The sequence below is a fragment of the Ulvibacterium sp. genome, from assembly GCF_965248315.1.
Classification (GTDB): domain Bacteria; phylum Bacteroidota; class Bacteroidia; order Flavobacteriales; family Flavobacteriaceae; genus Ulvibacterium.
In genome coordinates, this window is the sequence record NZ_CBDFIX010000002.1 from 3,014,698 (window position 1) to 3,039,239 (window position 24,542).

Here is a 24,542-nt window from a genome sequence, read left to right on the forward strand (position 1 = left end):
CGATAAGGACTAGATCAAAGAACGTTCGCGACGGAATTCCGCAGGTGTTTTTCCAGTGGTTTTTTTAAAGATTCGCGTAAAATAGGGCGTATTGCCCCAACCTGTCTTTTCGGCGATTTCCTTGATGGAGTTTTTTGTCGTCAATAACAAGGTCTCGGCACGTTCAACCCTTTTGGTTTGTAGATATCGGCTCGGACGTATCCCATACCGTTGTTGAAATACCCTTGAAAAGTGGTCTGGACTCAAGTGGCAAAAAGTGGCCAGGTCTGCAACTCTGAGATCTTCATGTAGATGTTCCCCGATATAACTCAGAACATCGTTTAAATTGTTTTTTGCCGCGATTCTAGTACTGGTAGCATTGCGGATAAACCGCGAGAATAAAAGTAACAATAGGGCCTGTGTCTCGAGAAATGCGGGAGTAGATAGATTTTCATTCATTTTCTCAAAACGGGATAATGATTCCCGGTTGTCATAGACCTTGGGATTATCATCCTTCAATGAACGGTCCGGGTTAAGTTCCAACAGCCTTTTGAAATAATGGATGTCCATCTCGGTAGCCTTCGATTCGTAGATGAAATGTTTTAAGTTGTAAACGGATAGGCCATTGCCTACCTCTTCCAAAAAACTAATATAGTATTGTTCGTGATACGTATTGCAATGATAACGACTGTATGTAAAGCTGGGCACTAAATATAGGTAACCCGCCTTAAAATCGAATTCTTTATAACTGTGATAAATCTTTGCGGTACCCTTGGTTATTAAATATAGGCGCGAAAATGGACTGATGACATTGTCATAGTCCCAAGAGGAATCCAGTCGGGCATAACCGATATTGAGCAATGTCAACTTTAAGGATTGCAAGGTTTTCTGCATTTTTTGAACCATACAAATTATCGGATTTGATACATTACCAAGTTACTGTTTTTTAATGGTCCTTTGCTATAAAAGCCCGTTAAATATGTTAAAGAAGGAGATCGCACCGTAGGTCATGACAATTTCGTATAATACAAAAAGTCGGAAAAGTACAACCCATAGCCTGATTTGTACAAGAATAGATGGTCGTGAAGCACTAATTTTGATGTCGGTAAAACAAACGGATGGAATGGTAAGGATGCGGTATGCGATTTCGCTTTTGGGATGTACAATTCTCTTCTCCTGTGGCGGCCCCGCTTTGCCGGAATCAGTGCGACAGGAATATGAAAGGCTTCCCAGGGAAGTTGACTTTAACCAACATGTAAAACCAATCCTTTCGGACAAGTGTTTTATCTGTCATGGTCCGGATAAAGCAAAAGCCAAGGCCGGACTACAATTGCATCTTCCTGAATTAGCCCATGCCGAATCGACGAATACCCCTGGGATCTTTTCCATTAAACCTGGAAATCCAAGGAAAAGCGAGGTAGTAACCCGTATTCTTTCGAAGGACCCGGAACTGGTCATGCCACAACCGGAATCACACCTTACCTTGACTGATTATGAAAAGGCAATGTTGATTCGATGGATAGAAGAAGGTGCCGAATACAAGGATCATTGGGCCTTTATTCCTCCAGAAAAACCCGAAGTTCCGATTCTTCAAGAAGAAGAACATATTGAAAATCCCATTGACAATTTTGTACAATATAAATTGCAACAGGAAGGATTGCAACCTGCAAAGAAAGCGGACAAGGAAACCCTGTTGCGTAGGGTTACCTTTGACCTAACGGGATTACCGCCTTCTTTGGAACAAATGAATTCCTTTTTAGAGGATAGATCCCCCAAGGCCTATGAAAAGGTTATAGACCGGTTGTTGAATTCTCCCCATTATGGGGAACAGATGGCCTTGGATTGGATGGATCTGGCCCGGTATGCGGATACACATGGGTATACCGTGGATCGCTATCGCGATGTATCCGTTTGGCGGGATTGGGTAATCGAAGCCTTTTCGAAAAATATGCCCTATGACCAATTTCTGGAATGGCAATTGGGCGGAGATATGTTGCCCAATGCGACCAGGGAGCAGATTTTGGCCACTACATTTAACCGGTTGCATCCCCAAAATATGGAGGGCGGCATAGTCGATGAGGAGTTCCGTTCGGAGTATGTTTCGGATAGGGCCAACGTCTTGGGCGAAGGTCTTATGGGGCTTACTATGGCTTGTGCCAAGTGTCATGATCACAAGTATGATCCCATTACCCAAAAAGACTATTTTGAGATGTACAGTTTTTTCAACAATGTCAATGAGTCAGGTCAAATTTCTTGGGATTTGTCCATGCCCGTACCTACCTTGATGCTTCCAACCCAGGAGCAAGAGGAGTTTTTAGCCTATGTGGAAGACCTCATTAATGGGAAGAAGGAAGGCATTGAACACACCATAGCAAGTGAAAGTAGTACCTCGGAAAAGTGGATAAGATCCGAAGGCTACAAAAAAATCAATGTCCAAGGAACTCCAGATAATCTTAAGGCCAAAATTGACTTTTCCCAAGGGCAATTGCATAATAGGTTAAACCCGTCCCAGAAAGGAACCATGAAGCGGCAATACGCCCCAAAACAAGTGGCGCACATTGTTGAGGGTAAGTCAGGTAAAGGCTTGAAATTGGATGGGGATGCTTGGTTGGATTTAGGTAAAATCGGAATCTTTCAGCGATATCAACCTTTTAGCATCGGTATTGCCATCAATATTCCGGAGGAATTGGAAAATGGGGTTATCTTCCATAAGAATCACGGTACGCGATTGTATAATTACCGCGGGTATCATTTGGCCTTAAAAGAGAACAAATTGGAGGCAATGTTGGCTCACGTATGGCCAGATAATGCTATAGTAGAATTGAGTCTTGATGATATCCCGAAAAATACATGGGTACAATTAACCATGACCTATGATGGTTCCAGTACATCGGACGGACTTAAAATTTTTATGGATGGTCAGGAGCTTAGGACCGAAGTGGAGGTAGATAATTTATACAAGGATATCATCTTTGATACCCCTGATGATTTCACCAACGGGAAACCTGTCGAACCCGGCTTGCAGATTGGTGCCCGTTGGAGAGGAAAGGGAATAGGTGGGGGCATAGTCGATGATATTTTGGTGTTCGATAAGGAACTGACCTATGTTGAGGTATTGCAAATTTCCAATAGGGATGCACTGACGGGATTGCTTTCAAAATCATCCGATCAACTCTCCCAGAACGAAAAAATCCATTTGACCTGGTATCATCTTGCCAAGTATTCAAAGGCGTATCGAAACGCGTTGAAAGCCCTGGAAAAGACCCAAAAAATATACGTGGACAGCGTAGAACGCGTACAGGAAATTATGGTGATGAAGGAGATGGACCAACCCCGGGAAACCTTCGTTCTGGAACGTGGGCAGTATGATGCATATGGGGAACAGGTCTACCCCGGTGCACCTGAAAAGATATTTCCCTACCCGGATAGCCTTCCCAAAAACCGATTGGGACTGGCCAAATGGGTAACCCATGAAAAGAATCCCCTTACCGCCCGTGTTGCGGTAAACCGATATTGGCAAAATCTATTTGGTACGGGAATCGTAAAGACGGCCGAGGATTTTGGAAATCAAGGAGAATTGCCCAGTCATCCTGAATTGTTGGACTGGTTGGCCATACAATTTATGCAATCCGGTTGGGATGTAAAAGCCCTGCATAAATTGATGGTTATGTCCCATACCTATCAACAGTCCTCTTTGGCTGGCGAAGAATTGATGGATATGGATGGAGATAATCGTTTGTTGGCCAGGGGACCATCAAAACGGTTGACGGGTGAAATGTTGCGAAACAATGCCTTGGCCGCTTCCGGATTACTCAATAGAAAAATAGGTGGTAAAAGTGTTAAGCCCTATCAACCTGAGGGACTTTGGAAGATAAATGGGGCAAGTTATACCGAGGACAAAGGAGAGAAACTGTACCGAAAAAGCATGTACACGATTTGGAAGCGTTCAGTACCCCATCCAACATTGGCCACTTTTGATGCACCCGAACGTTCCATATGTACTGTTCGTAGACAAGAAACCAATACGCCATTACAGGCGCTGGTACTCCTCAATGACCCCACTTATGTGGAAGCCTCTCGGGTGCTAGGGAAAAATATAACGGAACACCAGACAGTCCAGGAGGGAATAGCTATTGTTTTTAGACAACTGACCGGAAGAAAAATACGGTCGGATGAATTGAAGTTATTGATGGACCTGCAAAAGGATGAACTTGAAAATTTCAAACATAATCCACCCAAAAAAGAGGGGTGGTTGAATACCGGGGAGTTTCGTATCAATTCCACGGATGATGCTGCCCTGATAGCGGCCAACGCCGTAGTGGCCAGTACGATTATGAACCTGGATGCTACCATTACAAAAAGATAAAAACAGACCAAAGTTATGTGTCACCATCACGACATTTTAAAATCCAACAATAAAGATCTGCAACAGGTAGAGCGGCAATGGGATAGAAGGAATTTTTTGACCAAGACCTCGCTGGGTCTGGGAGCCTTGGCCTTGGGTTCCCTTTTAAATACTGAAAAAACCTTTGGTGCAACAGAAGGAACCGGCCAGAAAGGTACCTTGGCATTTGATAGGAACGGTTTGGGGCTTCCTCATTATTTGCCCAAAGCCAAACGCATTGTTTACCTTTTTCAAAGTGGCGGACCTTCGCAACTGGATATGTTCGATTACAAACCCAAATTAAGGGATATGTTTGGGAAGGACTTGCCGGATTCCGTACGACAGGGACAACGTCTTACGGCGATGAGTGCCGAACAGACTACTTTTCCGATCGCACCATCGATCATGGATTTTAAACAGTATGGTGAATCACGGGCTTGGGTGAGTGAATTGATGCCATATACCGCTGAAGTAGTCGATGACCTATGTTTTATAAAGTCCATGCAAACGGATGCCATTAATCATGATCCTGCCATCACCTTTCTCCAAACGGGAAATCAGTTGCCTGGTAGGCCATCTATAGGGGCATGGTTGAGTTATGGGCTTGGATCGGACAATGATAATCTACCCACTTTTATTACTTTGATAACCAAAGGTATGGGGGGCCAACCTTTGTATTCACGTCTATGGGGCAATGGTTTTTTGCCTACGGAACATCAGGGAGTGCAATTTCGATCCGGTAAGGATCCAGTTTTGTACTTAAGTGACCCGAAAAACTATGATGGGAATGACCGGAGAAAAATGTTGGATTATTTGGGCAAACTCAACCAACTGCAACATGATGCCTACGGAGATCCCGAAATAATGGCCCGAATGACGCAATATGAAATGGCCTTTCGCATGCAAACATCAGTACCGGAGGTGACCGACATTTCCGATGAGCCGGATTATATCTTTGATATGTACGGGAAAGACAGTAGAGATCCAGGTACCTATGCGGCCAATTGTCTTATGGCACGAAAGTTATTGGAAAAAGATGTGAAGTTTGTGCAGTTATATCACCAAGGATGGGATCAGCATATAGGTTGCCCAGGAGGTGTCCGAAGCCAATGCAAGCTTACCGATCAGGCCAATGCCGCTTTGATAAAGGATTTGAAGCAACGGGGAATGTTAGAAGATACCCTGGTAATCTGGGGCGGGGAGTTTGGACGTACCGTATATTCCCAAGGACAGCTAACCGCGGAAGACTATGGGCGTGACCATCATCCAAAAGCATTTACCATGTGGATGGCAGGTGCTGGGGTAAAACCCGGATTCACCTATGGAGAAACGGACGATTTTAGTTACAACGTAGTGAAAGACCCGGTACATGTGCATGATTTTCATGCCACATTGCTGCACCTTTTTGGAATAGACCACGAAAGATTGACCTTTAAGCACCAGGGCAGGCGTTACCGCCTCACCGATGTACATGGCCATGTAGTAAAGGATCTATTGGCCTAAAGAAGAATAGAATCAAAGACCCCTACTTTTAATCACGGTCACGATGTGCGCATAGATGAGGACAAAAATGTATATGTATGCCAGTGGAACGCACACCATACACCTCCAATAAAATTGGAGCGGGTCTAATTTTTGATCATTTGTCATAGATTATTGTTCACTACTTTCGTGAAACTCTTTCGTATTCCCTATTTTTAAAGGGTAAAATATAGCCTAATGTCACTTTTTTTTAGAAGTCGGTCTTTCCCTATTTACATTCTTTTTTCAATCTTGATTTTGGCATGTAATACCGAAGAAACACCAGAAACTCAAAAGCAGCCCAATATAATTTTCATTATGTCAGATGACCATACCACACAAGCATTGGGGGTCTATGGTAGCCGATTGGCCAGTTTGGATCCTACGCCTAATCTGGACAGGATTGCGAAAGAAGGGATGATTTTTGATAACTGTTTTGTGAACAATTCCATTTGTGTACCCAGTAGAGCGGCTATTATTACAGGGCAAAGGGCACAGACCAATGGTGTAATCGACCTCGAAGGACATATAGATCCGAAAAGACAATATCTGCCCAAAGAGATGAAAGAATTGGGATATCATACAGCAATAGTAGGTAAATGGCATTTGAAAAAGGAACCTGAAGCCTTTGATTTTTATCAGGTATTGCCTTCGCAAGGAAAGTATTTCAACCCCGAATTTCGTGTCCGAGGCGATAAGCCTTGGCCGGAAAATATAGTCCAGACCAAAGGACATTCCTCGGATAAGATCATGGATATTACTTTGGATTATTTAAAGAACCTACGGGATCCCGACAAGCCGTTTTTTCTGATGCACCATTTTAAGGCACCTCATGACGATTTTGAATACGCCCCCAGATACGAGGATTATTTAACGGATACTTCTATTCCCGAACCTGAAAGCCTGTATGACAATGAAAATAACGGTTCCATAGCTACCAGGGGAGTGAGGGATTCCTTGACCCGCATCATAGGCTCTTCAGTTTCGCAAAGGAACCTGATTCGCAATCAGGCCATGAATATTTACTGGAACGATAGCACGATCTATACAAAATACAGGGATGCCAAGGATATTGAGCCCCATGAGTTCGTAAAGTGGGAGATGGATACAGCGGAAAAGGAATATACCGGTAAAGTATATCAGGATTACCTAAAGAAATACTTACGCTGTGTCAAAGGTGTTGATGACAACATAAAACGGCTAATGGATTATTTAAGGGAAGAAGATTTGCTGGAAAACACAATTATCGTCTATACCGGGGATCAAGGTTTTATGTTAGGTGAGCATGATTATATTGATAAACGATGGATGTATGAGGAATCCATGCGCATGCCCTTTTTTGTTCGTTATCCAAAATCCATTAAAAGTGGAACAAGAACCGATGCCATTATCAACAATACGGATTTTGCACCGACCCTCATAGAGTTGGCCGGTGGTGCAAAGCCCGACTATATGCAGGGGAAGAGTTTTAAATCCATTTTGGAAACAGGGGAGGAGCCGGAAGATTGGCAAAAGGCCACCTATTATCGGTATTGGATGCACTTGGCCCACAAACATCAGAATCCGGCCCATTTTGGTATACGTACGAAGAATTACAAATTGATTTTCTTTTATGGGAAGTATTGGGTGGACACGGACGACCCCGATGCCACTTGGAACAAAAAGAGTTGGGGAAACGATTTCGCAAACCACACACCTGTAGCTTGGGAGTTTTATGACCTAAAAAAGGATCCCAAAGAGATGAACAATGCATATAGCGATTCCGAATATGCCGAAGTCATTGCAGACCTTAAACTACAATTGACAAAAATACGGGAGGACTTAAACGAAACTGATAAGAACTATCCCCACATTCAAAAGGTAATCGATGCGCATTGGGAAGATTGAACACTTTAGAAGCCCTTTGGGCCTTATTTTTAGCATTGTCTTTTTCAATGCCATTGGGATATTGACTACATTCAGTCAAGAAAAGCCAAATTTTGTTTTTATACTAACTGATGACCAATCCTATGGCTATATGGGCTGTACGGGTAATCCAATTGTAAAAACATCCAATTTGGATACCCTCGCCCAAGAGGGAGTCCTATTTACCAATGCCCACATTACAAGTGCAATCTGTACGCCAAGCCGCGCCAGTATTTTAACGAGTCAATTTGAGCGAAAACACGGCATCAATTTCAATTCCGGTACCAGTATGGCTGAAGAAGCCTGGGAGCAAACCTATCCCATGGTTATGCGTAGGAATGGCTATTATACCGGTTGGATCGGAAAAAACCATGTACCCGTTGGAGAGGGTGGTTATGATAGTGGTATTATGGAAAGTAGTTTTGACTACTGGTATGCCGGGCATGGTCATTTAGGTTTCTATCCAAAGGAACGTCATAAGATTTTTGATGGGGCCAAGTCGGAAACACAAGTAGAGGTTGTTGGCGAAGGAGTTTATGATTTTTTGTCCAACGAAGAAAAACTTGAAGGTGCGTTGAGGTTTGTTGAAAAAAGACCGGCTAACCAACCTTTTATGCTATCGGTCTGTTTTAACCTTCCTCACAGCGCAGGTACTTCAACTATGGAAATGAGGGGGACAGACGATACCATGTACAAATCCTTATATCGCGATATAGAGATGCCACTACCGAATCATTATTTGGCCAAAAAAGATATAAAAATTCCAAAACTTCCTCCTTCCATTCACAGGGCCGAGGATCGGCAAACTTCATATGCATTTGTAAACACCCCTGCAGAGACCAAAGAGCGATACGTACGACAACTACAAGCCATGAAGGGAATCGACCGTCTTGTAGGACGGTTACGTAAAACGCTAATGGAGCAGAACTTGGACAAGAATACGATTATTGTGTTTACCTCGGATCATGGTCTTTTTATGGGACAATTCGGCTTGGGGGGTAAGGCCTTGTGTTATGAAGTGACCACGCATGTTCCCTTGATTATTTATGATCCGACCTCAAAAAAATCGGCAAGGGGGAAAAAATCGGACGCCTTGGTGCAGAGCATCGATATTGCACCGACACTACTTTCCATGGCCGGTATTTCCGTTCCATCTAGCTATCAAGGAAGAGATTTGACCAATATTTTATCGGAAAAGGAAGCTTCCGTTCGGAACTATCTGTATACAGAGAACCTTTGGTCCACGCACTTTGGCAATCCCAGATGTGAGTCTGTACAAAATAGGGAATGGAAATATATCCGTTATTATAAAAATGAGAACCTCTCCGCTTTAAAAAAAATAGAGATAGCCCAAAAAATGGGTATCCCGCCAACCAATATGCTTTATAAGGTACATGACTCGGATATAGCCGTTTATCGCAATTATGTGGAGGGACCATTGCAAGGGGAAGCTGCTGTATACGAAGAGCTATTCAACTTAAACACAGATCCCGATGAGACCATCAATTTGGTCAATGACACTTCGTATTCAGCAAAACTTGTTGAAATGCGCACTGTATGGAAAAGGGAAATTCAATATGCCAGGGGCGAAGGTTTCCCTAAGGTAGTACGATATACTGCTGATAGCGAAGCGGAAAGAGGTTTTGGCATTGAACCAAAGTGATTTACAGGCTATTTATATTAACCTGGGTTTGCTTAGCCTTCTTTTTGATGATAGATCTTATAGGTCCTATGGCCATAGACGGCTACAACTAAAAGGCATAGCAACGAAAGCACAAAAGAAAAACGCATTTCGGTTACCCCGAGAAAAGTAACATCTTCATAACCAAATCCTCCGAAGTCAAGCATATATCCTTGTAAATAGGGCAACAAGGCTCCACCAACAATGGCCATAACCAAAAATGCCGCTCCAAACTTGGCATCCTCACCTTGACCCTCAAGGGCAATCCCATAGATTGTAGGAAACATGATGGACATAAACAAGGAGGTGGCTACCAAGGAATAAATACCCAACATACCGGGCAGAAAAATGGCCCCGACCAAAGTGAGCATTCCACCTATACCGAACAACATCAACAATTTGCCGGAATCTATTTTACTCATTAAAGCCGTACCGATAGTCCTACCCGTCAGGAAAACCACATATCCGGCCAATCCGTACCAAACTGCGGATTTCGCATCTATACCTAGGGTTTCCGCATACTGGTAAACGAAGGTCCAGCACATGATCTGCGCACCTACGTAAAAAGCTTGGGCAATGACGCCAAAGGCAAATTTAGGTTGCTTCCATAATCGCCTTACGGAATCCATAAAGTTAACCTTGGTTTCCTGATGTTTGTTCTGCGGCATTTTAATCACACTGATCAGGACAAAGAAGAGAGCGACCACAATACCCAAAACAACATAGGGATTTCGAATAATTTCAAGGTCGGAGGTTCTAATGACTGCTTTGGCACTCTCCGACAAGGTGTCAAAAATCGGAGTTCCGTCGGCATTGGTATCATCGGACTGCAGGGCACCTAATACAAAATTTTGTGCGATTAGCAAACCTGTAATCGACCCCACAGGATTGAACATCTGAGCAAAGTTTAAACGTTGGGTCGCCGTTTCCTCGGCACCCATGGAAAGGATGTAAGGGTTTGATGTCGTTTCCAAAAATGCCAGCCCAAAAGTCAAGATATATAGGGCCGCTAGAAAGAAGCCATAGCTTTCCTTTGCCGCAGCGGGATAAAACAAAAGGGCACCAACGGCATATAGGACCAAGCCCAATAAAACTCCTTTTTTATAGGAAAAACGATTTACAAATAAGGCTGCGGGAATGGCCATGGTGAAATAACCACCATAAAATGCCAACTGTACCAAAGATGCCTGCGTATTACTCAGTTCCAATACCTTTTGAAATCCCCGGACCATAGGATTGGTCATGTCATTGGCCAAACCCCATAAGGCGAACAGGGAGGTAATTAAAATAAAGGGAACGAGTACCGATTTTGATACTACAGGTATTTTATGGGTCGTATTCATAAGGGGTAGTTTAGTGGTTTTTATATGATAATGTTCATTTGGCTTAAGGCCTTGTTCCTCTATTGTTCAGTCAACAATGCCCGATCCAAATGTACATATCCGCCATCTACGGTAATAAACTGTCCTGTGGTATGCGACGATTTTTTAGAGATGGTAAATAAACAGAGGTCCGCAATTTCCTGTGGGGTGGTCATCCGATTTCCCAAAGGAATTTTTTTAATTATGGATTTTAGTTTCTCTTCACCACTGTCCAACGTTTTTATCCAGGAATCATAGGACGGGGTCCAGCTTTCCGCAATGATTATGGCATTGGAGCGGATGCCTTCCTTGATCAAATCAACGGCCCACTCCCGGGTCAAACCCAAAACACCGCCTTTTGCCGCTGCATAGCCCGAAGTATTTCCTTGTCCGGTCAATGCTACCTTGGATCCGATATTTAAAATATTCCCTTTTGCCTTTTTGATATAGGGCAGGCAATATTTTGTCATGGTAAAGAAACTGACTAGGTTTAATTTCAAGGAATACATAAAGTCTTCAATAGAGGCATCCAAACCTGCCCCATCATTAACGCCGACATTATTAATCAAAGCATCGATTTGTCCATATTTATCTCCTATTGTCTTTGCTGCGCTTTCTACTTGAGCCGGATCGGATAAATCGGTTTTAACAAAAATGGAATCGATACCTCTTTCCTGCAAAGCCGACTCATAACCATAACCACGGTCGTTACGACAAACTATAACAGGTATAGCGCCTTCATTGGCCAAGGCCTGGACTATGGTTTCTCCTATACTACCTTTTAAACCGGCGGCACCGGTAACTACTACGACCTTGTTTGTTAAGCCTAAATCCATTGATTCTTACTTTAAATTATAAAACTGTATTGCGTTCAAACCCATTATGGCCTCCTGTTCGGTGGGGCTGAGTTTAGAAATAAAATCGGTCACTAATTTTTTTACCTGCCCATAAGTACCCGCAACCAAGCAGACCGGCCAATCCGAACCATACATAAGTTTTGAGGGCCCAAAGGCCTCTAGTACCAGATCCATATAAGGCGTTATCTGCTGCGGGGTCCATGATGTATAACCGGATTCTGTAACCATTCCCGATAGTTTACAATGGACATTTTCATATTTTGCCATCTCTGTCATAAGAACTGACCAACCTTCATAAAAGCCATCTTTAATATAGGGCTTGGCGATATGGTCTATTACGAACTTTTGATGTGGGAACCGTTTTACAAATTCCAAGGCGGCACCAAGCTGGTGCGGGAAAATAAGGATGTCATATACGTAATCGTATTTTTCCAAAAATGAAATACCTCGCAAAAAATCGGCCCTCAACAAAAAATTATGGTCCGGCTCTCCCTGGACGATATGCCGGAAGCCCTTGACCTTTTCATGTTCCTTATATTCTTCCAGGGTTTTGTCCACATCATCGGAACGTAGGTCCACCCATCCAACGATTCCTTTAATAAACGAATGCTCCTTGGCCAATCCCAAGAGGAAATTTGTCTCTTCCAAAGTTTGATCCGCTTGTACGGCCACACAGCCGTCCACGTCATTTTCGTCATATGTTTTTTTTAAATTGGAAGGCATGAAATCCCTTCGTATGGCGGACATATTTTCATCTATCCAAGAATGCTTTACGGGTTCGTACTTCCAAAAATGTTGATGGGAGTCAATAGTCATTTTATTGGGATATGGTTACTTTGATTACGGTTGCTAATTCGTCCAATGGTTCCGCAGGTGTTTTGAGCGTCAGCCCTTTTTCCTCGTCATAATTCCAAACGATTTTCTCATCACTCCCCAGAACGGAGACATTTTCTATAGTGGGTACATCCAAAATACGCTCTTTGGCAAAGGATGCCAGGATAAGTTCCTTAGCTGGCTCAATAGAGCCCAGGACAATGCCATATATGGTGTAATCCTTTGTCGTATAACGAATGTCCTTATTGGAATAGGTAAGCTTCATGAAGGCCTGATGGTTCTCAAAATGGCCTTCCGGCTCTTTGGTCGGTCCTTCTCCAAAAGTATACCATGCTTCGGTGTCGTAAATGGCCTCTCCATATCTTTTGAGCCAATCACCCATTTGTAATAAGCCATCTTTTTGATTATCGGGAATGGTACCATCCGATTTTGGGGAAACGTTCAAAAGCAGCACACCATTTTTACTTACAATATCAATAAGCATATGCAGTACATCCTTGGCCGGTTTTACGCCTAAATTTTCGGTATAGCACCAACTACCATTACTGATCGTGGCATCTGTCATCCATGTTTTTGTGCCTACTTCGTTTTTTCTGGCCTGTTCCAAATCTTCTACGCTCATACTCAAAGGGAGGTCGTGCTGCTTTCGAACAATGACCACCTCCTGGTCTTTCTCTTTGGCTTCATTTAAGTAATAGGCCGCAAAATCCTTTCGATATTCCTCTGGAATATTTCCCAAAACATAGTCGAACCACACAATGTCGGGATGATAGTTGTCCACGACCTCCTTAAGCTTGCCCAGCCAGACTTCCTTATACCATTTTTCATGTTCCATGTTTCCATACATCAATTGTAGGTCAGGATCATTGGAACTTGGTGGCATTCCTTCAAAATAGGGATAATGGCTCAACGGTTCCTCTTTTCCTAATTCACTGCTGCGCTGTAGGTTTTTGGCATGGTGAAAAGCGGTTATAAATTTCATATCCTTGCCTTTGATCGCTTTTTCCAACTCGCCGGTAATATCGCGTTTTGGTCCGGTGTCCATTACATCCCAAGGTGTGATTTTACTGTCCCACATGGCATATCCGTCGTGATGCTCAGCAACAGGTCCCGCGAATTTGGCACCGGCATCCTTAAAGAGTTGGGCCCAAGAATCGGCATCGAATTTTTCGGCCTTGAACATCGGTGCAAAATCATGATATCCGAATTCTGAAGGCTCACCGTATTTTTCTACATGATGTTTGTAGACTTCATTGTCCTTAAAGTGCATCCAGCGTGGGTACCATTCATTTTTGAATGCCGGGACCGAATAAAGGCCCCAATGGAAATAGATGCCCAATTTGGCATTTTTAAACCATTCGGGCGATTCGTTATGTTTCCCAAGGGAAGCCCAATCTTCAGCGTATTGCTCTTTTTCAACAGTCAAGGTATCTTTTAGAGCTGTAGAATCCGCCTCTTTTTTTTCAGCACAACCCAATACCCCGATTGCAACGAGAAAGGTGAAAATTTTGAATTTTGAACTTTTCATTTATTTGAATTTATTGTCTTTTGTAGTCTCAAGGTTATTTCATGACTACGATTTAAGGTGCGATGTCAACGCCGTTACCATTCCATGGGCAACGATATCTTGAACATTGTTTTCCACAGCTTCCAATAACCCTGTAAATTCAGTAAGATCTTTTCCCCAAAAGGAAGTATTCATCAAGGTGTTTTTGGTAATTGAGGAGATGTCTCCCGAAGCCCACTGGGATTTAAAAAAGTCCAGGACTTCTTTATCATCCTTTAGGGGAATGAATGCTTCATTTCTTTCCCCTTTGTAAAAGGTGATTAACGCTGCCAGTGAAAACAATAATTTTTTGGGAAGCTCATTTCGTCGCTTGATATATTCCAAAATGGATGGTAATACCCTGGTCTTGAATTTGGAAACCGAATTCAAAGAAATACTTAGCAAGGCATGCTCCAAATAGGGATTTCTAAACCTATCTAGGACATCATTGGCAAACTGGTCCAATTCTTCCTTGGGCAAATCCAAAGTGGGGCAAATTTCATTGAAAATGGCATCCTTTAGAAAGGCACCTACCGTAGGATCCTCTAAGGACTCCCGTACTTTGTCTATTCCATATAAATAGCCCACGGGCACCAATGAGGTGTGGGCACCGTTTAATATGCGTACCTTTCGGGTACGATAGGGTTCCATATTGTCCGTAAAAACAACGTTCAATCCGCATTCTTTGGCCGGAAATTCTTGTTGTATGGATGCCGGCCCTTCTATGACCCATAGGTGAAACTGTTCACCTTCCACGATTAGATTATCTTTGTACCTCAGTTCTTGGGTCAAAGTTTCTATTTTGTCCCTTGGGTAGCCAGGAACAATGCGGTCTACCAAGGTATTGCAAAAGATATTGGCTTCTTCTATCCAATCAATGAATCCGTTGCCTAAATCCCAATCGTTGGAGTGCTGCAAAACAATTCTTTTCAAATTATCTCCATTCCTATCAATTAGCTCACAGGGAATTAGGATAAGACCTTTATCCGGATTTCCTTCAAAGGTTTGAAACCTTCGGTATAAAAGAGCAGTCAGTTTACCGGGGAAACTCTTTTGTGGAGAATCCTCCAATCTATCTGTTTTGGAATATGCTATTCCCGCTTCGGTGGTGTTGGAAATGATAAATCGCAAATTGGGATTATCCGCGTTGGCTAGGTAATCGCTATAATTTTCATAAGGATTTATCCCTCTTTGGATACAATCTATTACCTGATGTTCACTAATCGCCTCTCCATCTTTAATACCGTTTAAATAAAGGGTGTACAGCCCGTCCTGATCGTTGAGCATTTGGACCATACCTTGTTCTATAGGCTGTACTACTACGACTCCGGAGTCAAAATCCGCTTTTCGGTTCATTTCATGGATCATCCAGTTGGCAAATGCCCTAAGAAAGTTGCCTTCTCCAAATTGTAATATTCTTTCCGTATAGGAGCTTCCGGAAAATGTGCTTCTGTTCAATGAGTTCATTTACCTGCGTATTATAGGGAAATCCCCCTTTTCCATGGGATGAAATCTTCTTGGCCTAATCGAACCGCCGCCGGAACAACCTCTCCACTGGCAACCTCGATAATATATTCCAGGAGTTCCTCGCCTATACTTTCAATGGTGGCTTCACCCGTGATGATGCTTCCCGTGTTAAAATCTATGATATCTTTCATACGTTCGCTCAGGGTATTGTTACTGGATATTTTGATTACCGGGGCCACAGGGTTTCCGGTGGGTGTCCCTAATCCTGTGGTAAAGCAGATAACATTGCAACCGGAACCTGCCAGACCTGTGGTACTTTCAACATCGTTCCCCGGAGTACACAATAGGTTAAGCCCTTTTTTTGTTACTTTTTCGGTATAGTCCAAAACATCCATTACCGGTGAAGTTCCTCCCTTTTTTGCAGCTCCAGCGGATTTCATGGCATCGGTTATCAATCCGTCCTTGATGTTTCCTGGTGAGGGATTGTTCTTAAAACCGGATCCCAAGGCAACCGCCTTGGCCGAATAAGAATCCATTAAGTCCGCAAACTTTTTGGCACTTTCCGGTGTTTCGCATCGGTTGATAAGTTCTTGTTCCACCCCATTGAGTTCTGGAAATTCGGACAAGACCGTGGTACCGTTCAGGGCGACCAACAAATCCGAGGCATATCCTAGGGCAGGGTTAGCCGATATTCCTGAAAAACCATCCGAACCGCCACATTCCAATCCTAGGACCAAGTGATGCAAAGGAGCGGGCTCACGTTCCGTGTTATTGGCTTCTATCAAACCCAAAAAAGTCTTTTTAACCGCTTCTTCGATAAAATGACGTTCGCTCTCGCTTTTTTGCTGCTCCAGGATATACAAAGGCTTTGAAAAGTTGGGGCTGTTTTTTTCTATAGCTTCCTCCAACAACTTTACTTCTGCGTTCTGGCAACCCAAGCTTAGGACCGTCGCACCTGCCACATTGGGATTTGTAATATATCCTGCCAATAGATTACAAAGGGTGTCGGAGTCCAAACGGAATCCACCGCATCCGCCTTCGTGGGTCAAAAACTTAACCCCGTCTACATTCGGAAAAGTACGCGTACGCTTTACCTCCTCAGGAGTTTTCATGATTTCCGTGGCCAGGAGATCATCTGTAGAGGCGCCTTTTTTATATTGATTTATTAGCGTTTCTGTATCCACTATGAAATCGGTCGTAGTATGATAACCAAGCGATTTGGAAAGAGAGGATTTTAACACCTCCACATTTCGGTTCTCACAAAAGACCATTGGGATAACCAGCCAATAATTGGCAGTGCCTACACTTCCATCGGCTCTATGGTAACCGTTAAATGTTCGGTCTTTCCACTTGGAGACATCTGGTGTGTTCCAACTCACCTTTTCCTTGCCCACTGCATATTCCGAAGAAGCGTGCACCACGTTTTCAGTGGTGATGGTCTCTCCTTGGGCAATGGGTTTTATGGCCTTGGCGACCAAAGTACCATACATAAAGATTTCATCACCCACTTGAAGGTCTTGGGTCGCAAACTTATGTTTTGCCTTGGTCTCACCTATCAGGTGAAACGGACTACCGTTGTGTTCAATTGCGGTACCTTTTGGTAAATCTGCCAAAGCCGCTAATATGTTGTCGTTGGGGTGTATTTGTATAAAGGTGTTTGACATAAACTCTAATTCAATAATCTGTTAGTTGTTACGATTGAAAATCGACTGTGGCCTTGATTACACCATTTTTAGGGTCAAGCCAGGTATCAAAATGGGCTATCATATCGCTATAGTCTACGTTATGGGTGATAAAGGAATCAATGGGGAATTCATCTTTTTCCAAAATGGAAATTACATATTCAAAATCTTCCAAAGTGGCATTTCTACTACATAATATCGTAGTTTCTTTAGCATGTATGGCCGGATGGGTAAAAGTCAGCTCTCCTTTGGAAAGCCCTACCAAAACATATTTCCCTCCATGGGCCATGTAATCCGTGCCGGATTCAAGGGCTCCCTTGTGGCCTGTTGCGTCAAAAACAACGGTAGCCATATCCCCATTTGTGATTTCAGAAACTTTTTGGACTGCATAGGGTCCGCCTGATAATGTATGATCAATTCCTATTTTCTCTTTGGCATAATCCAGTCGTTGTTGATTCATATCAATAGCGATTACACGAGCCCCCGCAATTTGGGCCAGTTTCATAATGCCTATGCCTATAGGCCCGCAACCTACAACGACAATGGTTTCGCCATGCTGTAATTGTGCCCTTCTAATGGCATGTGCACTTATCGCCAGCGGTTCCACCACGGCCATTTGGTTGTCGCTTAAATTTTGTGCGGGTATCAAAAGGTCTATCGGAACGGAAATGCGTTCCTGCATGCCACCATCCGTATGTATGCCAAGAACCTTAATGTTAGTACAACAATTGGGCTTTCCATTTCTACAGGCTATACATTTTTTACAGCTCACATACGGCATGATTACCACATTATCACCCGGTTTTATGCCCTGTGGATTTTCACCGATCTCGATAACCTGCGTTGCCAATTCATGACCTAAAATTCGAGGATACGTAAAAAATGCTTGATTGCCCATGTAGGCATGTAGATCAGTACCGCAGATACCCACTTTCTTGACTTTAAGAAGCGCCTCGCCAGCCTGCTTTTTGGGTTCGTCCTTTTTCTTCAGGACAAACTCACCCGGCTTTTCACACACAATATAATCCATTCTTGGGTCTAAAATTCAACATCGAAAAGAGCGCACCGAATGGTGCGCGCTCCGAAATTAAAAAAAACTAACTCAATTAACTACTTTATCCGCTTATATCCTAATTTCCAAAACATAGGTGAAGTTTTCGGTTTTCTATCCCATATTGGAAACCAAAAGTCCGTCCTTGGTTTGATTAAACTCCAACTTGGAGCTGCCTCCCAAAAGGTATACACTTTTAATATCCATCTCCTTGGTATATCCACTATCCGTACCGAAAGTTTTTATATTTATTTTTCTTTCCACGGACCAATACACATAAAGGCGTAGTCTACCTTCCTTTCGTGTAATGCGGATGTTACATGGTGTGCTATGGCCTTCCTTTTAAGATATAGATGAATCTCGGTGAATCCATAGCCCAAGTTTTTAGTTGGGCTAAAAAATGGCTATTTGTGCATATTTATAGCTGATGTATAACAGGTGTACTGGTTCTGGGCCTATTACCGGGTTGAGCCTGGGGAAAAGTTTTTCTGATACACCAAGGGTGAAGACCCCATTATTTTTTTGAATTGTCTATAAAAGAAAGGTAGACTTTCATAACCACATGCAAAACCGATTTGCGAAATGGAATGGTCCGTATCCAGCAACATGCGTGCCGCCATGTTAATACGGTACTCGTTGAGGAATGTAAAAAAGGGGCGCCCCATCATTTTACTGAAAAAACGGGAAAAGGATTGTTCGGACATATTTACCAGCCCTGCCAATTCCTTGAGATAGATTTTCCGATTGAAATGGGTGCTGACAAAATCATGGACTTTCGCCATACGACTACCGTACTCTGTGGGAATATCATCGGTAAAACTGGCCTCGGAAAGTGTTTCATATTTGCATTTTGATAGTGCTGCCAACAAAGTTAACAAGCGGATGTACAGCTCTTGCCCCTTTAACTGGGGCAGCTCCTGGAATGGAGCGATTAGCGGGGCGATTTCTTTTTTATCAAAGATGATTCCTTTGGAAGCTGTTCTTAACATTTTAAAAATCGGGTCCAATTCGGGTATTCTTGCAAAAATGCCTTTGTCCCATTGTGCCACTACCGATTTGGACTGTCCATTTTGTTGAACCTGATTTTTCCAACAATGCGGTAAATTGGAACGGATCAATACCAATTCACCGGGCTCGTAGGGGCCTACATAGTCACCAATAAATTTGGTCCCCACACTTTCTTCAATATAGGTAAGCTCATGTTGTGGATGAAAATGCCAGGGCGTCTCAAAATTTTTCTTTGCAAAGCAGAATCCCGTAATGGTCCTTTGTTGGTCTAGATGGATAGGTTCTAAAATGGGTTTCATTACTGGATTTTGAAATGATAAATGGATAACTTGATGCCCTTGGGTACTTAGCCGTATTAGTTCGCTAAAAACACTAATCTAATCCAATACTACTTTATTTTATCGCCAAAAAATAAAAAAATAAATAATATAAACAGAATAGTTTATTTATTGGTTAAAAAAAGAGAAGCATGGAGAGCTTTTTCTAGCTTTTTTTGCTTCAGAAGGACATTAAGGAATTTTTGGACGTAGGGCCCAATCGGTGAAATACTATTTTGTATGTTTAGAATAAAGTAATTTGAACTATATACAAAGCGGTTAATTTCATTAAATTTTCAAATAGCGACAAATGCCCATTTTTTCGAAAAGTGCAATTGCCACGGGAGATGGTAATTTTATGATAGATCATGTTACCCTGGCCAGTCCCAAGCCGGACGAAGTCCTGGTTAAGATAAAGGCGGCAGGCCTTTGCCATACAGACTATGATTCCCTAAATTGGGGAAAGCCCATAGTAATGGGTCACGAAGGCTCAGGGATTGTTGCGGAAATTGGTGCCCAGGTGGAACATGTGACGGTAGGTGATTCCGTGATTTTAAATTGGGCAACACCCTGTAGAAAGTGCTTTCAATGTAAGGAAGGGAATGAACATATATGTGAGAAGAACTCCCCTGTGGTGGCCGGGGCCAATGGATATACCGAAGGCCACGCCCAATTGGAGGGTACCATCTGGAAGAATACCCCCATAGAACGTTCCTTCAACCTCGGAACCTTATCCGAATATGCTCTGGTAAAGGCTTCCGCCGTGGTAAAAAACACTTCAAAGGAACTTTCCTTTCCTGCCGCCAGTATTATCAGTTGCGGGGTAATGACGGGATACGGTTCGGTTGTGAATTCGGCAAAAGTAAAGGAAAATAGTTCTGTTGTAGTCTTGGGCACGGGAGGGGTAGGACTTAATGTCATCCAAGGTGCAAAAATTAATAAGGCCTCCAAAATTATAGCCATTGACGTCAATGAGCAACGATTGCTAATGGCCCAGACCTTTGGAGCCACCCATTTGCTAAAGGCGGATAAAAGCGATAAGGGATTACTGGAAGCCGCTGAAAAGGTAAAACAAATGACCGATGGGCGAGGTGCCGACTATGCCTTTGAATGTACTGCCATACCTGAACTTGGTGCTGCTCCCTTGGCCATGATCCGAAATGCGGGTACCGCCGTTCAAGTAAGTGGAATAGAACAAGAAATTGTATTTGATATGAATCTATTCGAATGGGACAAAGTGTACATTAATCCTTTATACGGGGGATGTAATCCCGAACGTGATTTTCCAAGGATCATTTCCCACTACGAATCGGGAATCCTTAAGTTGGATGAAATAATCACCCAAACCTATCCCTTGGAAGACCTACAACAGGCTTTTGATGATATGTTGGCCGGAAAGAATGCCAAAGGTGTAATCCTTTTTAACTAGAAAAGAAAATAAATGTTCAGAACTACCGAATTATCCGATCCGCGTTTTGAGACTGGGAACCTAAGGTATATAACCGTTAAAACACCAAATTTAAAGGGCCGTGGGGATATTTGCGTATTCGTACCCCCATTGGATACTCTAGCCAATCTTCCCTTGGTCATACTCCTACACGGAGTTTATGGCGGTTCCTGGGTGTGGACGCAAAAAGCAGGCGTGCATCTGTCCGCTTGGCAAATGATGGAAGGTGGTGAAATTCCACCTATGGTCATAGCAATGCCCTCGGATGGATTATGGGGTGATGGTTCCGGTTACGTGCCTCATAATGGACATAACTTTGAAAAATGGATTATAGAAGATGTGCCTATGGCCGTAATGGCAAATATAACTTCGGTCGACAAAAAATCTCCTTTGTTTATTTCCGGATTATCCATGGGTGGTTTTGGTGCATTACGTCTTGGCGTGAAGTACCGGGAAAGGTTCAAGGCTATTTCGGCGCATTCTTCCATTACAGATCTTGACCAGATGGCACTGTTTGTTGAAGAGCCTTTGGAAGGATATCTGCAAGAGGATGAAAGGGAAAACTCGGTTTGGTCCTTAATTCAGGACAATCCGAATAGTTTACCAAAATTGAGGTTCGATTGTGGTACCGAAGATTTGCTTTTGGAATACAATCGAAAATTACATCAGCAATTACAGGATAAGCGGATAAGTCATGTTTACGAAGAATTTCCAGGGGGGCATCAGTGGGAATATTGGAGCGAACATGTTAAGGACACCCTTCGTTTTTTTGGAGGTACAATTGATCAATATATTATTTAAATAAATCAAAATCAAATAGTTAACATCATAAAATTAAAAATTATGGAATCGGTGAAGGATTTGGCAGAAGAGCATAGATTAATATCGGATCTTTTTAAGCTGCCGCAAACATTGGAAGAATGGGACCAATATAGATTAAGTGAGGAACAGGTTTCGCACTTTCATGAGTATGGATATTTGGCGAATATCAAAATGTTGGATGATCATCAAGTAGAAGTCTTGCGCCAGGAATTGGCAGAAGTAGTTGACCCCAACCATCCAGCCAATCATTTGTTTTACGAGTTTCAAAGCAATGAATCGGAAGACCCAAATTCAGTTCTGTTCCACTCCTTGGGTCATTGGCGTATTACTCCGGGATTTCACGATATCCTATGGAACCCCGCTTTTATTATGGCAGCCTATCAACTATTGGAAAACAAGCCCGTTCGCTTCTGGCATGATCAACTGTTCTGTAAGCCGGCAAAACATGGTGGAGTAGTGGCATGGCATCAAGATTATTCCTATTGGACGCGAACAGTGGCCATGCAACATTTAACCTGTTGGACAGGGCTGGATGATGCTTCCGTAGAAAATGGATGTCTGCACTATATTCCTAAAAGTCATAAATGGGGATTATTGGATGCCCCGGCCTTGGCGGGAGATATGGATGGACTGATGGAATACTTAAGTGAGGAGCAAAAAGAACAGTTTAAAAATCCCGTGGCCATTGAACTCAAAAAGGGTTATGCCACTTTTCATCATCCTTTGATGGTACACGGCTCCTACGAGAACAAGTCGGACATAAGCCGCAGAGCCTTTGTTTTGAACGTCTTTGCAGATGGTACAATCAGTAATACCAATGATGAACTTCTAGCAGGGGTGCCCCAAATACCAAAAGGACGTAAAATGGAAGGTAAATTTTTTCCTCTACTATTTGACGGAGATACCAAGTAGTGAAATTATTGCTATAGGTCTTTTGGAGCCGTATGGTCATTTTGTACTCTGAAAGCCATTTTGGCAACAGCAACAAATAAGATTTGTTCCATATTTAAAAAGGAATCTGTGATGCGCGATGGACTAATACCGTATATTGCAAAACATGGATTCAGTTTCCCATTTTATTAGTTGCGATTGGGGTACGACCAATTTCAGGTTGCGATTGGTTGAAGCCGCTACACTCCAAATAATCGGTGAGCATAAGACCAACTATGGGGTAAAAGAATGTCATGCGGCATTCATGGCGCAAACCTCGTTGGGGCGGCAGGAGTTTTACCTGAACTATTTGGAAGGGGAAATCGAAAAACTTCCTAAAGACTTTGGAAATTTACCGATAGTCACCTCCGGAATGGCCTCCTCCAATCTAGGCTTAAAAGAACTGCCTTACGCTGCACTTCCTTTTGGAAACAAAGGTGCCCGTCTTATTTGCGAGAAAATGCTCTTGAAAGATGGTCAAACCCTATTGTTGGTTTCCGGAGTACGGAGCAAGACGGGCATGATGCGCGGGGAAGAGGTACAGGCTATGGGCTTGGAAGACCATTTGAGTCCTTATAAAGAGGGAACACTGCTATTGCCCGGTACACACAGTAAACATATTTCGTATCGGAACGGAAACTTTTATGCCTTAAAGAACTTTATGACAGGAGAGCTTTTTGAGGTTTTGATGAACAAAAGCATTTTGACAAATTCCATAGAATTTGAAATGTTGGATTCCGACGGAAAAAATGCTTTTCTTGAAGGGTTCAATTGGGGCTTTAAAAATGGCTTGACCCCTAATTTATTGACCATACGTACCATGCATGTTGTTGAGGACATGGGTACAAAAGGTAATTATTTTAGACTGAGCGGACTCCTTATCGGAGATGAACTATCCTATTTAGGAGATGTCGGGAAATATGTTTTTTTAGCAGCCTCTAAGCACATTTTCGAATTATACAAAATGGGCCTTGAAACTTTTGTACCCTCTGATAAATTGATACTTTTGGAAGACACGATACTTGAACGAGCCTTATTGATCGGCCAAAGAAAAATGCTTCTGCTGCATGCAAAATAGCACACTTTTTTCGTGGGATGAATTTCAAAAAGTTCCAATTGTTGGGATTATAAGGGGTTGGGATATGGAGACCATTCTTTATGTGGCCAAAGTATATAAAGAGGCGGGACTTACTACGCTAGAGGTTACTATGAACACGCCTAGTGCCACAAAGATTATTTCAACGTTAGGAAAAGAATTTCCAAAACTTAATATTGGCGCAGGTACCGTTTGTTCCCGAAATGACTTGGAGACTGCATTGGAAGCTGGGTCGCAATTCATTGTTACCCCTGTTCTGGATGAAGAAGTGATAAAAGAATGTGTAGATAAAAATATTCCTATTTTCCCCGGAGCCTTTACCCCTACGGAGATATATAAGGCCTGGAATCTCGGGGCGTCGGCAGTAAAAATATTCCCCGCCACGCAACTTGGCCCACAATATATAAAGGATATTCTAGCTCCTTTGAATGAAATTAAGTTGATGCCCACGGGTGGGGTTTCCAAGGACAATATCCAGTCCTTTTTTCAAGTAGGGGCCTATGGTGTAGGTATGGGCAGTTCACTTTTCCCCAGGGAATTGATAAAAAATAGGGATTATGAAGGTCTAAAGGATCACTTTAACTTCCTTAAGTGTCAACTGGAGGACTTTTTCCATTGAGCTATTTCGTCCTATGCTTTTAAGTTCTTTGGGTT

General features: G+C 42.8%; 19 protein-coding genes. 9 read left to right on the plus strand and 10 right to left on the minus strand.

Annotation, left to right across the window (positions count from 1 at the left end):
- Window positions 1-9: 9 nt before the first annotated feature.
- Window positions 10-873, minus strand: a complete 864-nt coding sequence (locus ACP2AF_RS14500) for an AraC family transcriptional regulator (RefSeq protein ID WP_425236868.1) — start codon at window positions 871-873, stop codon at window positions 10-12.
- A gap of 205 nt (window positions 874-1,078) precedes the next feature.
- Here ACP2AF_RS14500 and ACP2AF_RS14505 point away from each other — a divergent pair, with 205 nt between their 5' ends.
- The 4 genes from ACP2AF_RS14505 (at window position 1,079) to ACP2AF_RS14520 (ending at window position 9,452) form a co-directional block, all read left to right on the plus strand.
- A complete protein-coding gene (locus tag ACP2AF_RS14505; RefSeq protein WP_425236869.1) occupies window positions 1,079-4,345 on the plus strand; it encodes a DUF1553 domain-containing protein in 3,267 nt (1,088 codons plus the stop codon).
- Window positions 4,346-4,360: 15 nt separating this feature from the next.
- Window positions 4,361-5,866: a DUF1501 domain-containing protein gene (locus ACP2AF_RS14510; protein ID WP_425236870.1), complete on the plus strand. Its 1,506-nt coding sequence runs from the start codon at window positions 4,361-4,363 to the stop codon at window positions 5,864-5,866.
- Between the two features lie 336 nt (window positions 5,867-6,202).
- A complete protein-coding gene (locus tag ACP2AF_RS14515) occupies window positions 6,203-7,771 on the plus strand; it encodes a sulfatase family protein (protein WP_425236871.1) in 1,569 nt (522 codons plus the stop codon).
- Window positions 7,752-9,452 (plus strand): sulfatase-like hydrolase/transferase, encoded by a 1,701-nt coding sequence (locus ACP2AF_RS14520; RefSeq protein ID WP_425236872.1) that lies wholly within the window; start codon window positions 7,752-7,754, stop codon window positions 9,450-9,452. The genes ACP2AF_RS14515 and ACP2AF_RS14520 overlap by 20 nt, the downstream gene beginning before the upstream one ends.
- Window positions 9,453-9,484: 32 nt before the next feature.
- On the opposite strand, the gene fucP is transcribed toward ACP2AF_RS14520, so the two are convergent.
- The 9 genes from fucP to ACP2AF_RS14565 form a co-directional block, all read right to left on the minus strand.
- Window positions 9,485-10,813 carry an L-fucose:H+ symporter permease gene (gene fucP, locus ACP2AF_RS14525; protein WP_425236873.1) on the minus strand — a complete coding sequence of 443 codons (1,329 nt, stop codon included), beginning with the start codon at window positions 10,811-10,813 and terminating at the stop codon, window positions 9,485-9,487.
- A 59-nt stretch (window positions 10,814-10,872) separates the two neighbouring features.
- Window positions 10,873-11,667, minus strand: coding sequence for an SDR family oxidoreductase (locus tag ACP2AF_RS14530; protein WP_425236874.1), 795 nt, complete (start codon window positions 11,665-11,667; stop codon window positions 10,873-10,875).
- A 6-nt stretch (window positions 11,668-11,673) separates the two neighbouring features.
- Window positions 11,674-12,504: an amidohydrolase family protein gene (locus ACP2AF_RS14535; RefSeq protein WP_425236875.1), complete on the minus strand. Its 831-nt coding sequence runs from the start codon at window positions 12,502-12,504 to the stop codon at window positions 11,674-11,676.
- Window position 12,505: 1 nt separating this feature from the next.
- Complete coding sequence (locus ACP2AF_RS14540; protein WP_425236876.1) at window positions 12,506-14,050, minus strand: alpha-L-fucosidase; 1,545 nt, start codon at window positions 14,048-14,050, stop codon at window positions 12,506-12,508.
- A 45-nt stretch (window positions 14,051-14,095) separates the two neighbouring features.
- A complete protein-coding gene (locus tag ACP2AF_RS14545) occupies window positions 14,096-15,535 on the minus strand; it encodes a tagaturonate reductase (RefSeq protein WP_425236877.1) in 1,440 nt (479 codons plus the stop codon).
- Window positions 15,536-15,546: 11 nt separating this feature from the next.
- Complete coding sequence (locus ACP2AF_RS14550) at window positions 15,547-17,199, minus strand: UxaA family hydrolase (RefSeq protein ID WP_425236878.1); 1,653 nt, start codon at window positions 17,197-17,199, stop codon at window positions 15,547-15,549.
- A 28-nt stretch (window positions 17,200-17,227) separates the two neighbouring features.
- The gene (locus ACP2AF_RS14555; RefSeq protein WP_425236879.1) at window positions 17,228-18,247 is read right to left on the minus strand and encodes a zinc-binding alcohol dehydrogenase family protein; all 1,020 of its coding nucleotides are present in this window, start codon (window positions 18,245-18,247) and stop codon (window positions 17,228-17,230) included.
- A 135-nt stretch (window positions 18,248-18,382) separates the two neighbouring features.
- A complete protein-coding gene (locus tag ACP2AF_RS14560) occupies window positions 18,383-18,532 on the minus strand; it encodes a hypothetical protein (RefSeq protein ID WP_425236880.1) in 150 nt (49 codons plus the stop codon).
- Window positions 18,533-18,726: 194 nt separating this feature from the next.
- Window positions 18,727-19,575 carry an AraC family transcriptional regulator gene (locus tag ACP2AF_RS14565; protein ID WP_425236881.1) on the minus strand — a complete coding sequence of 283 codons (849 nt, stop codon included), beginning with the start codon at window positions 19,573-19,575 and terminating at the stop codon, window positions 18,727-18,729.
- 328 nt (window positions 19,576-19,903) lie between these two features.
- Here ACP2AF_RS14565 and ACP2AF_RS14570 point away from each other — a divergent pair, with 328 nt between their 5' ends.
- From ACP2AF_RS14570 to ACP2AF_RS14590, 5 genes are all read left to right on the plus strand, one after another.
- Entirely contained in the window at window positions 19,904-21,022 is a 1,119-nt protein-coding gene (locus ACP2AF_RS14570) for an alcohol dehydrogenase catalytic domain-containing protein (protein WP_425236882.1), read from the plus strand.
- A gap of 12 nt (window positions 21,023-21,034) precedes the next feature.
- A complete protein-coding gene (locus ACP2AF_RS14575; protein ID WP_425236883.1) occupies window positions 21,035-21,841 on the plus strand; it encodes an alpha/beta hydrolase in 807 nt (268 codons plus the stop codon).
- 42 nt (window positions 21,842-21,883) lie between these two features.
- Window positions 21,884-22,774, plus strand: a complete 891-nt coding sequence (locus ACP2AF_RS14580; protein ID WP_425236884.1) for a phytanoyl-CoA dioxygenase family protein — start codon at window positions 21,884-21,886, stop codon at window positions 22,772-22,774.
- A 145-nt stretch (window positions 22,775-22,919) separates the two neighbouring features.
- Window positions 22,920-23,870: a 2-dehydro-3-deoxygalactonokinase gene (locus ACP2AF_RS14585; RefSeq protein WP_425236885.1), complete on the plus strand. Its 951-nt coding sequence runs from the start codon at window positions 22,920-22,922 to the stop codon at window positions 23,868-23,870.
- A complete protein-coding gene (locus ACP2AF_RS14590; RefSeq protein WP_425236886.1) occupies window positions 23,860-24,507 on the plus strand; it encodes a bifunctional 4-hydroxy-2-oxoglutarate aldolase/2-dehydro-3-deoxy-phosphogluconate aldolase in 648 nt (215 codons plus the stop codon). Before ACP2AF_RS14585 ends, ACP2AF_RS14590 begins: the two co-directional genes overlap by 11 nt.
- Window positions 24,508-24,542 lie beyond the last annotated feature (35 nt).

Excerpts from the sequence above, each read along its gene's own strand:
- fucP (WP_425236873.1), bottom strand. The coding sequence starts at position 10,813 with ATGAATACGACCCATAAAATACCTGTAGTATCAAAATCGGTACTCGTT.
- ACP2AF_RS14505 (WP_425236869.1), top strand. The coding sequence starts at position 1,079 with ATGTCGGTAAAACAAACGGATGGAATGGTAAGGATGCGGTATGCGATT.
- ACP2AF_RS14535 (WP_425236875.1), bottom strand. The coding sequence starts at position 12,504 with ATGACTATTGACTCCCATCAACATTTTTGGAAGTACGAACCCGTAAAG.
- ACP2AF_RS14540 (WP_425236876.1), bottom strand. The coding sequence starts at position 14,050 with ATGAAAAGTTCAAAATTCAAAATTTTCACCTTTCTCGTTGCAATCGGG.
- ACP2AF_RS14515 (WP_425236871.1), top strand. The coding sequence starts at position 6,203 with ATGTCAGATGACCATACCACACAAGCATTGGGGGTCTATGGTAGCCGA.
- ACP2AF_RS14590 (WP_425236886.1), top strand. The coding sequence starts at position 23,860 with ATGCAAAATAGCACACTTTTTTCGTGGGATGAATTTCAAAAAGTTCCA.
- ACP2AF_RS14580 (WP_425236884.1), top strand. The coding sequence starts at position 21,884 with ATGGAATCGGTGAAGGATTTGGCAGAAGAGCATAGATTAATATCGGAT.
- ACP2AF_RS14500 (WP_425236868.1), bottom strand. The coding sequence starts at position 873 with ATGCAGAAAACCTTGCAATCCTTAAAGTTGACATTGCTCAATATCGGT.
- ACP2AF_RS14555 (WP_425236879.1), bottom strand. The coding sequence starts at position 18,247 with ATGGATTATATTGTGTGTGAAAAGCCGGGTGAGTTTGTCCTGAAGAAA.
- ACP2AF_RS14565 (WP_425236881.1), bottom strand. The coding sequence starts at position 19,575 with ATGAAACCCATTTTAGAACCTATCCATCTAGACCAACAAAGGACCATT.
- ACP2AF_RS14570 (WP_425236882.1), top strand. The coding sequence starts at position 19,904 with ATGCCCATTTTTTCGAAAAGTGCAATTGCCACGGGAGATGGTAATTTT.
- ACP2AF_RS14530 (WP_425236874.1), bottom strand. The coding sequence starts at position 11,667 with ATGGATTTAGGCTTAACAAACAAGGTCGTAGTAGTTACCGGTGCCGCC.
- ACP2AF_RS14575 (WP_425236883.1), top strand. The coding sequence starts at position 21,035 with ATGTTCAGAACTACCGAATTATCCGATCCGCGTTTTGAGACTGGGAAC.
- ACP2AF_RS14510 (WP_425236870.1), top strand. The coding sequence starts at position 4,361 with ATGTGTCACCATCACGACATTTTAAAATCCAACAATAAAGATCTGCAA.
- ACP2AF_RS14545 (WP_425236877.1), bottom strand. The coding sequence starts at position 15,535 with ATGAACTCATTGAACAGAAGCACATTTTCCGGAAGCTCCTATACGGAA.
- ACP2AF_RS14585 (WP_425236885.1), top strand. The coding sequence starts at position 22,920 with ATGGATTCAGTTTCCCATTTTATTAGTTGCGATTGGGGTACGACCAAT.
- ACP2AF_RS14520 (WP_425236872.1), top strand. The coding sequence starts at position 7,752 with ATGCGCATTGGGAAGATTGAACACTTTAGAAGCCCTTTGGGCCTTATT.
- ACP2AF_RS14550 (WP_425236878.1), bottom strand. The coding sequence starts at position 17,199 with ATGTCAAACACCTTTATACAAATACACCCCAACGACAACATATTAGCG.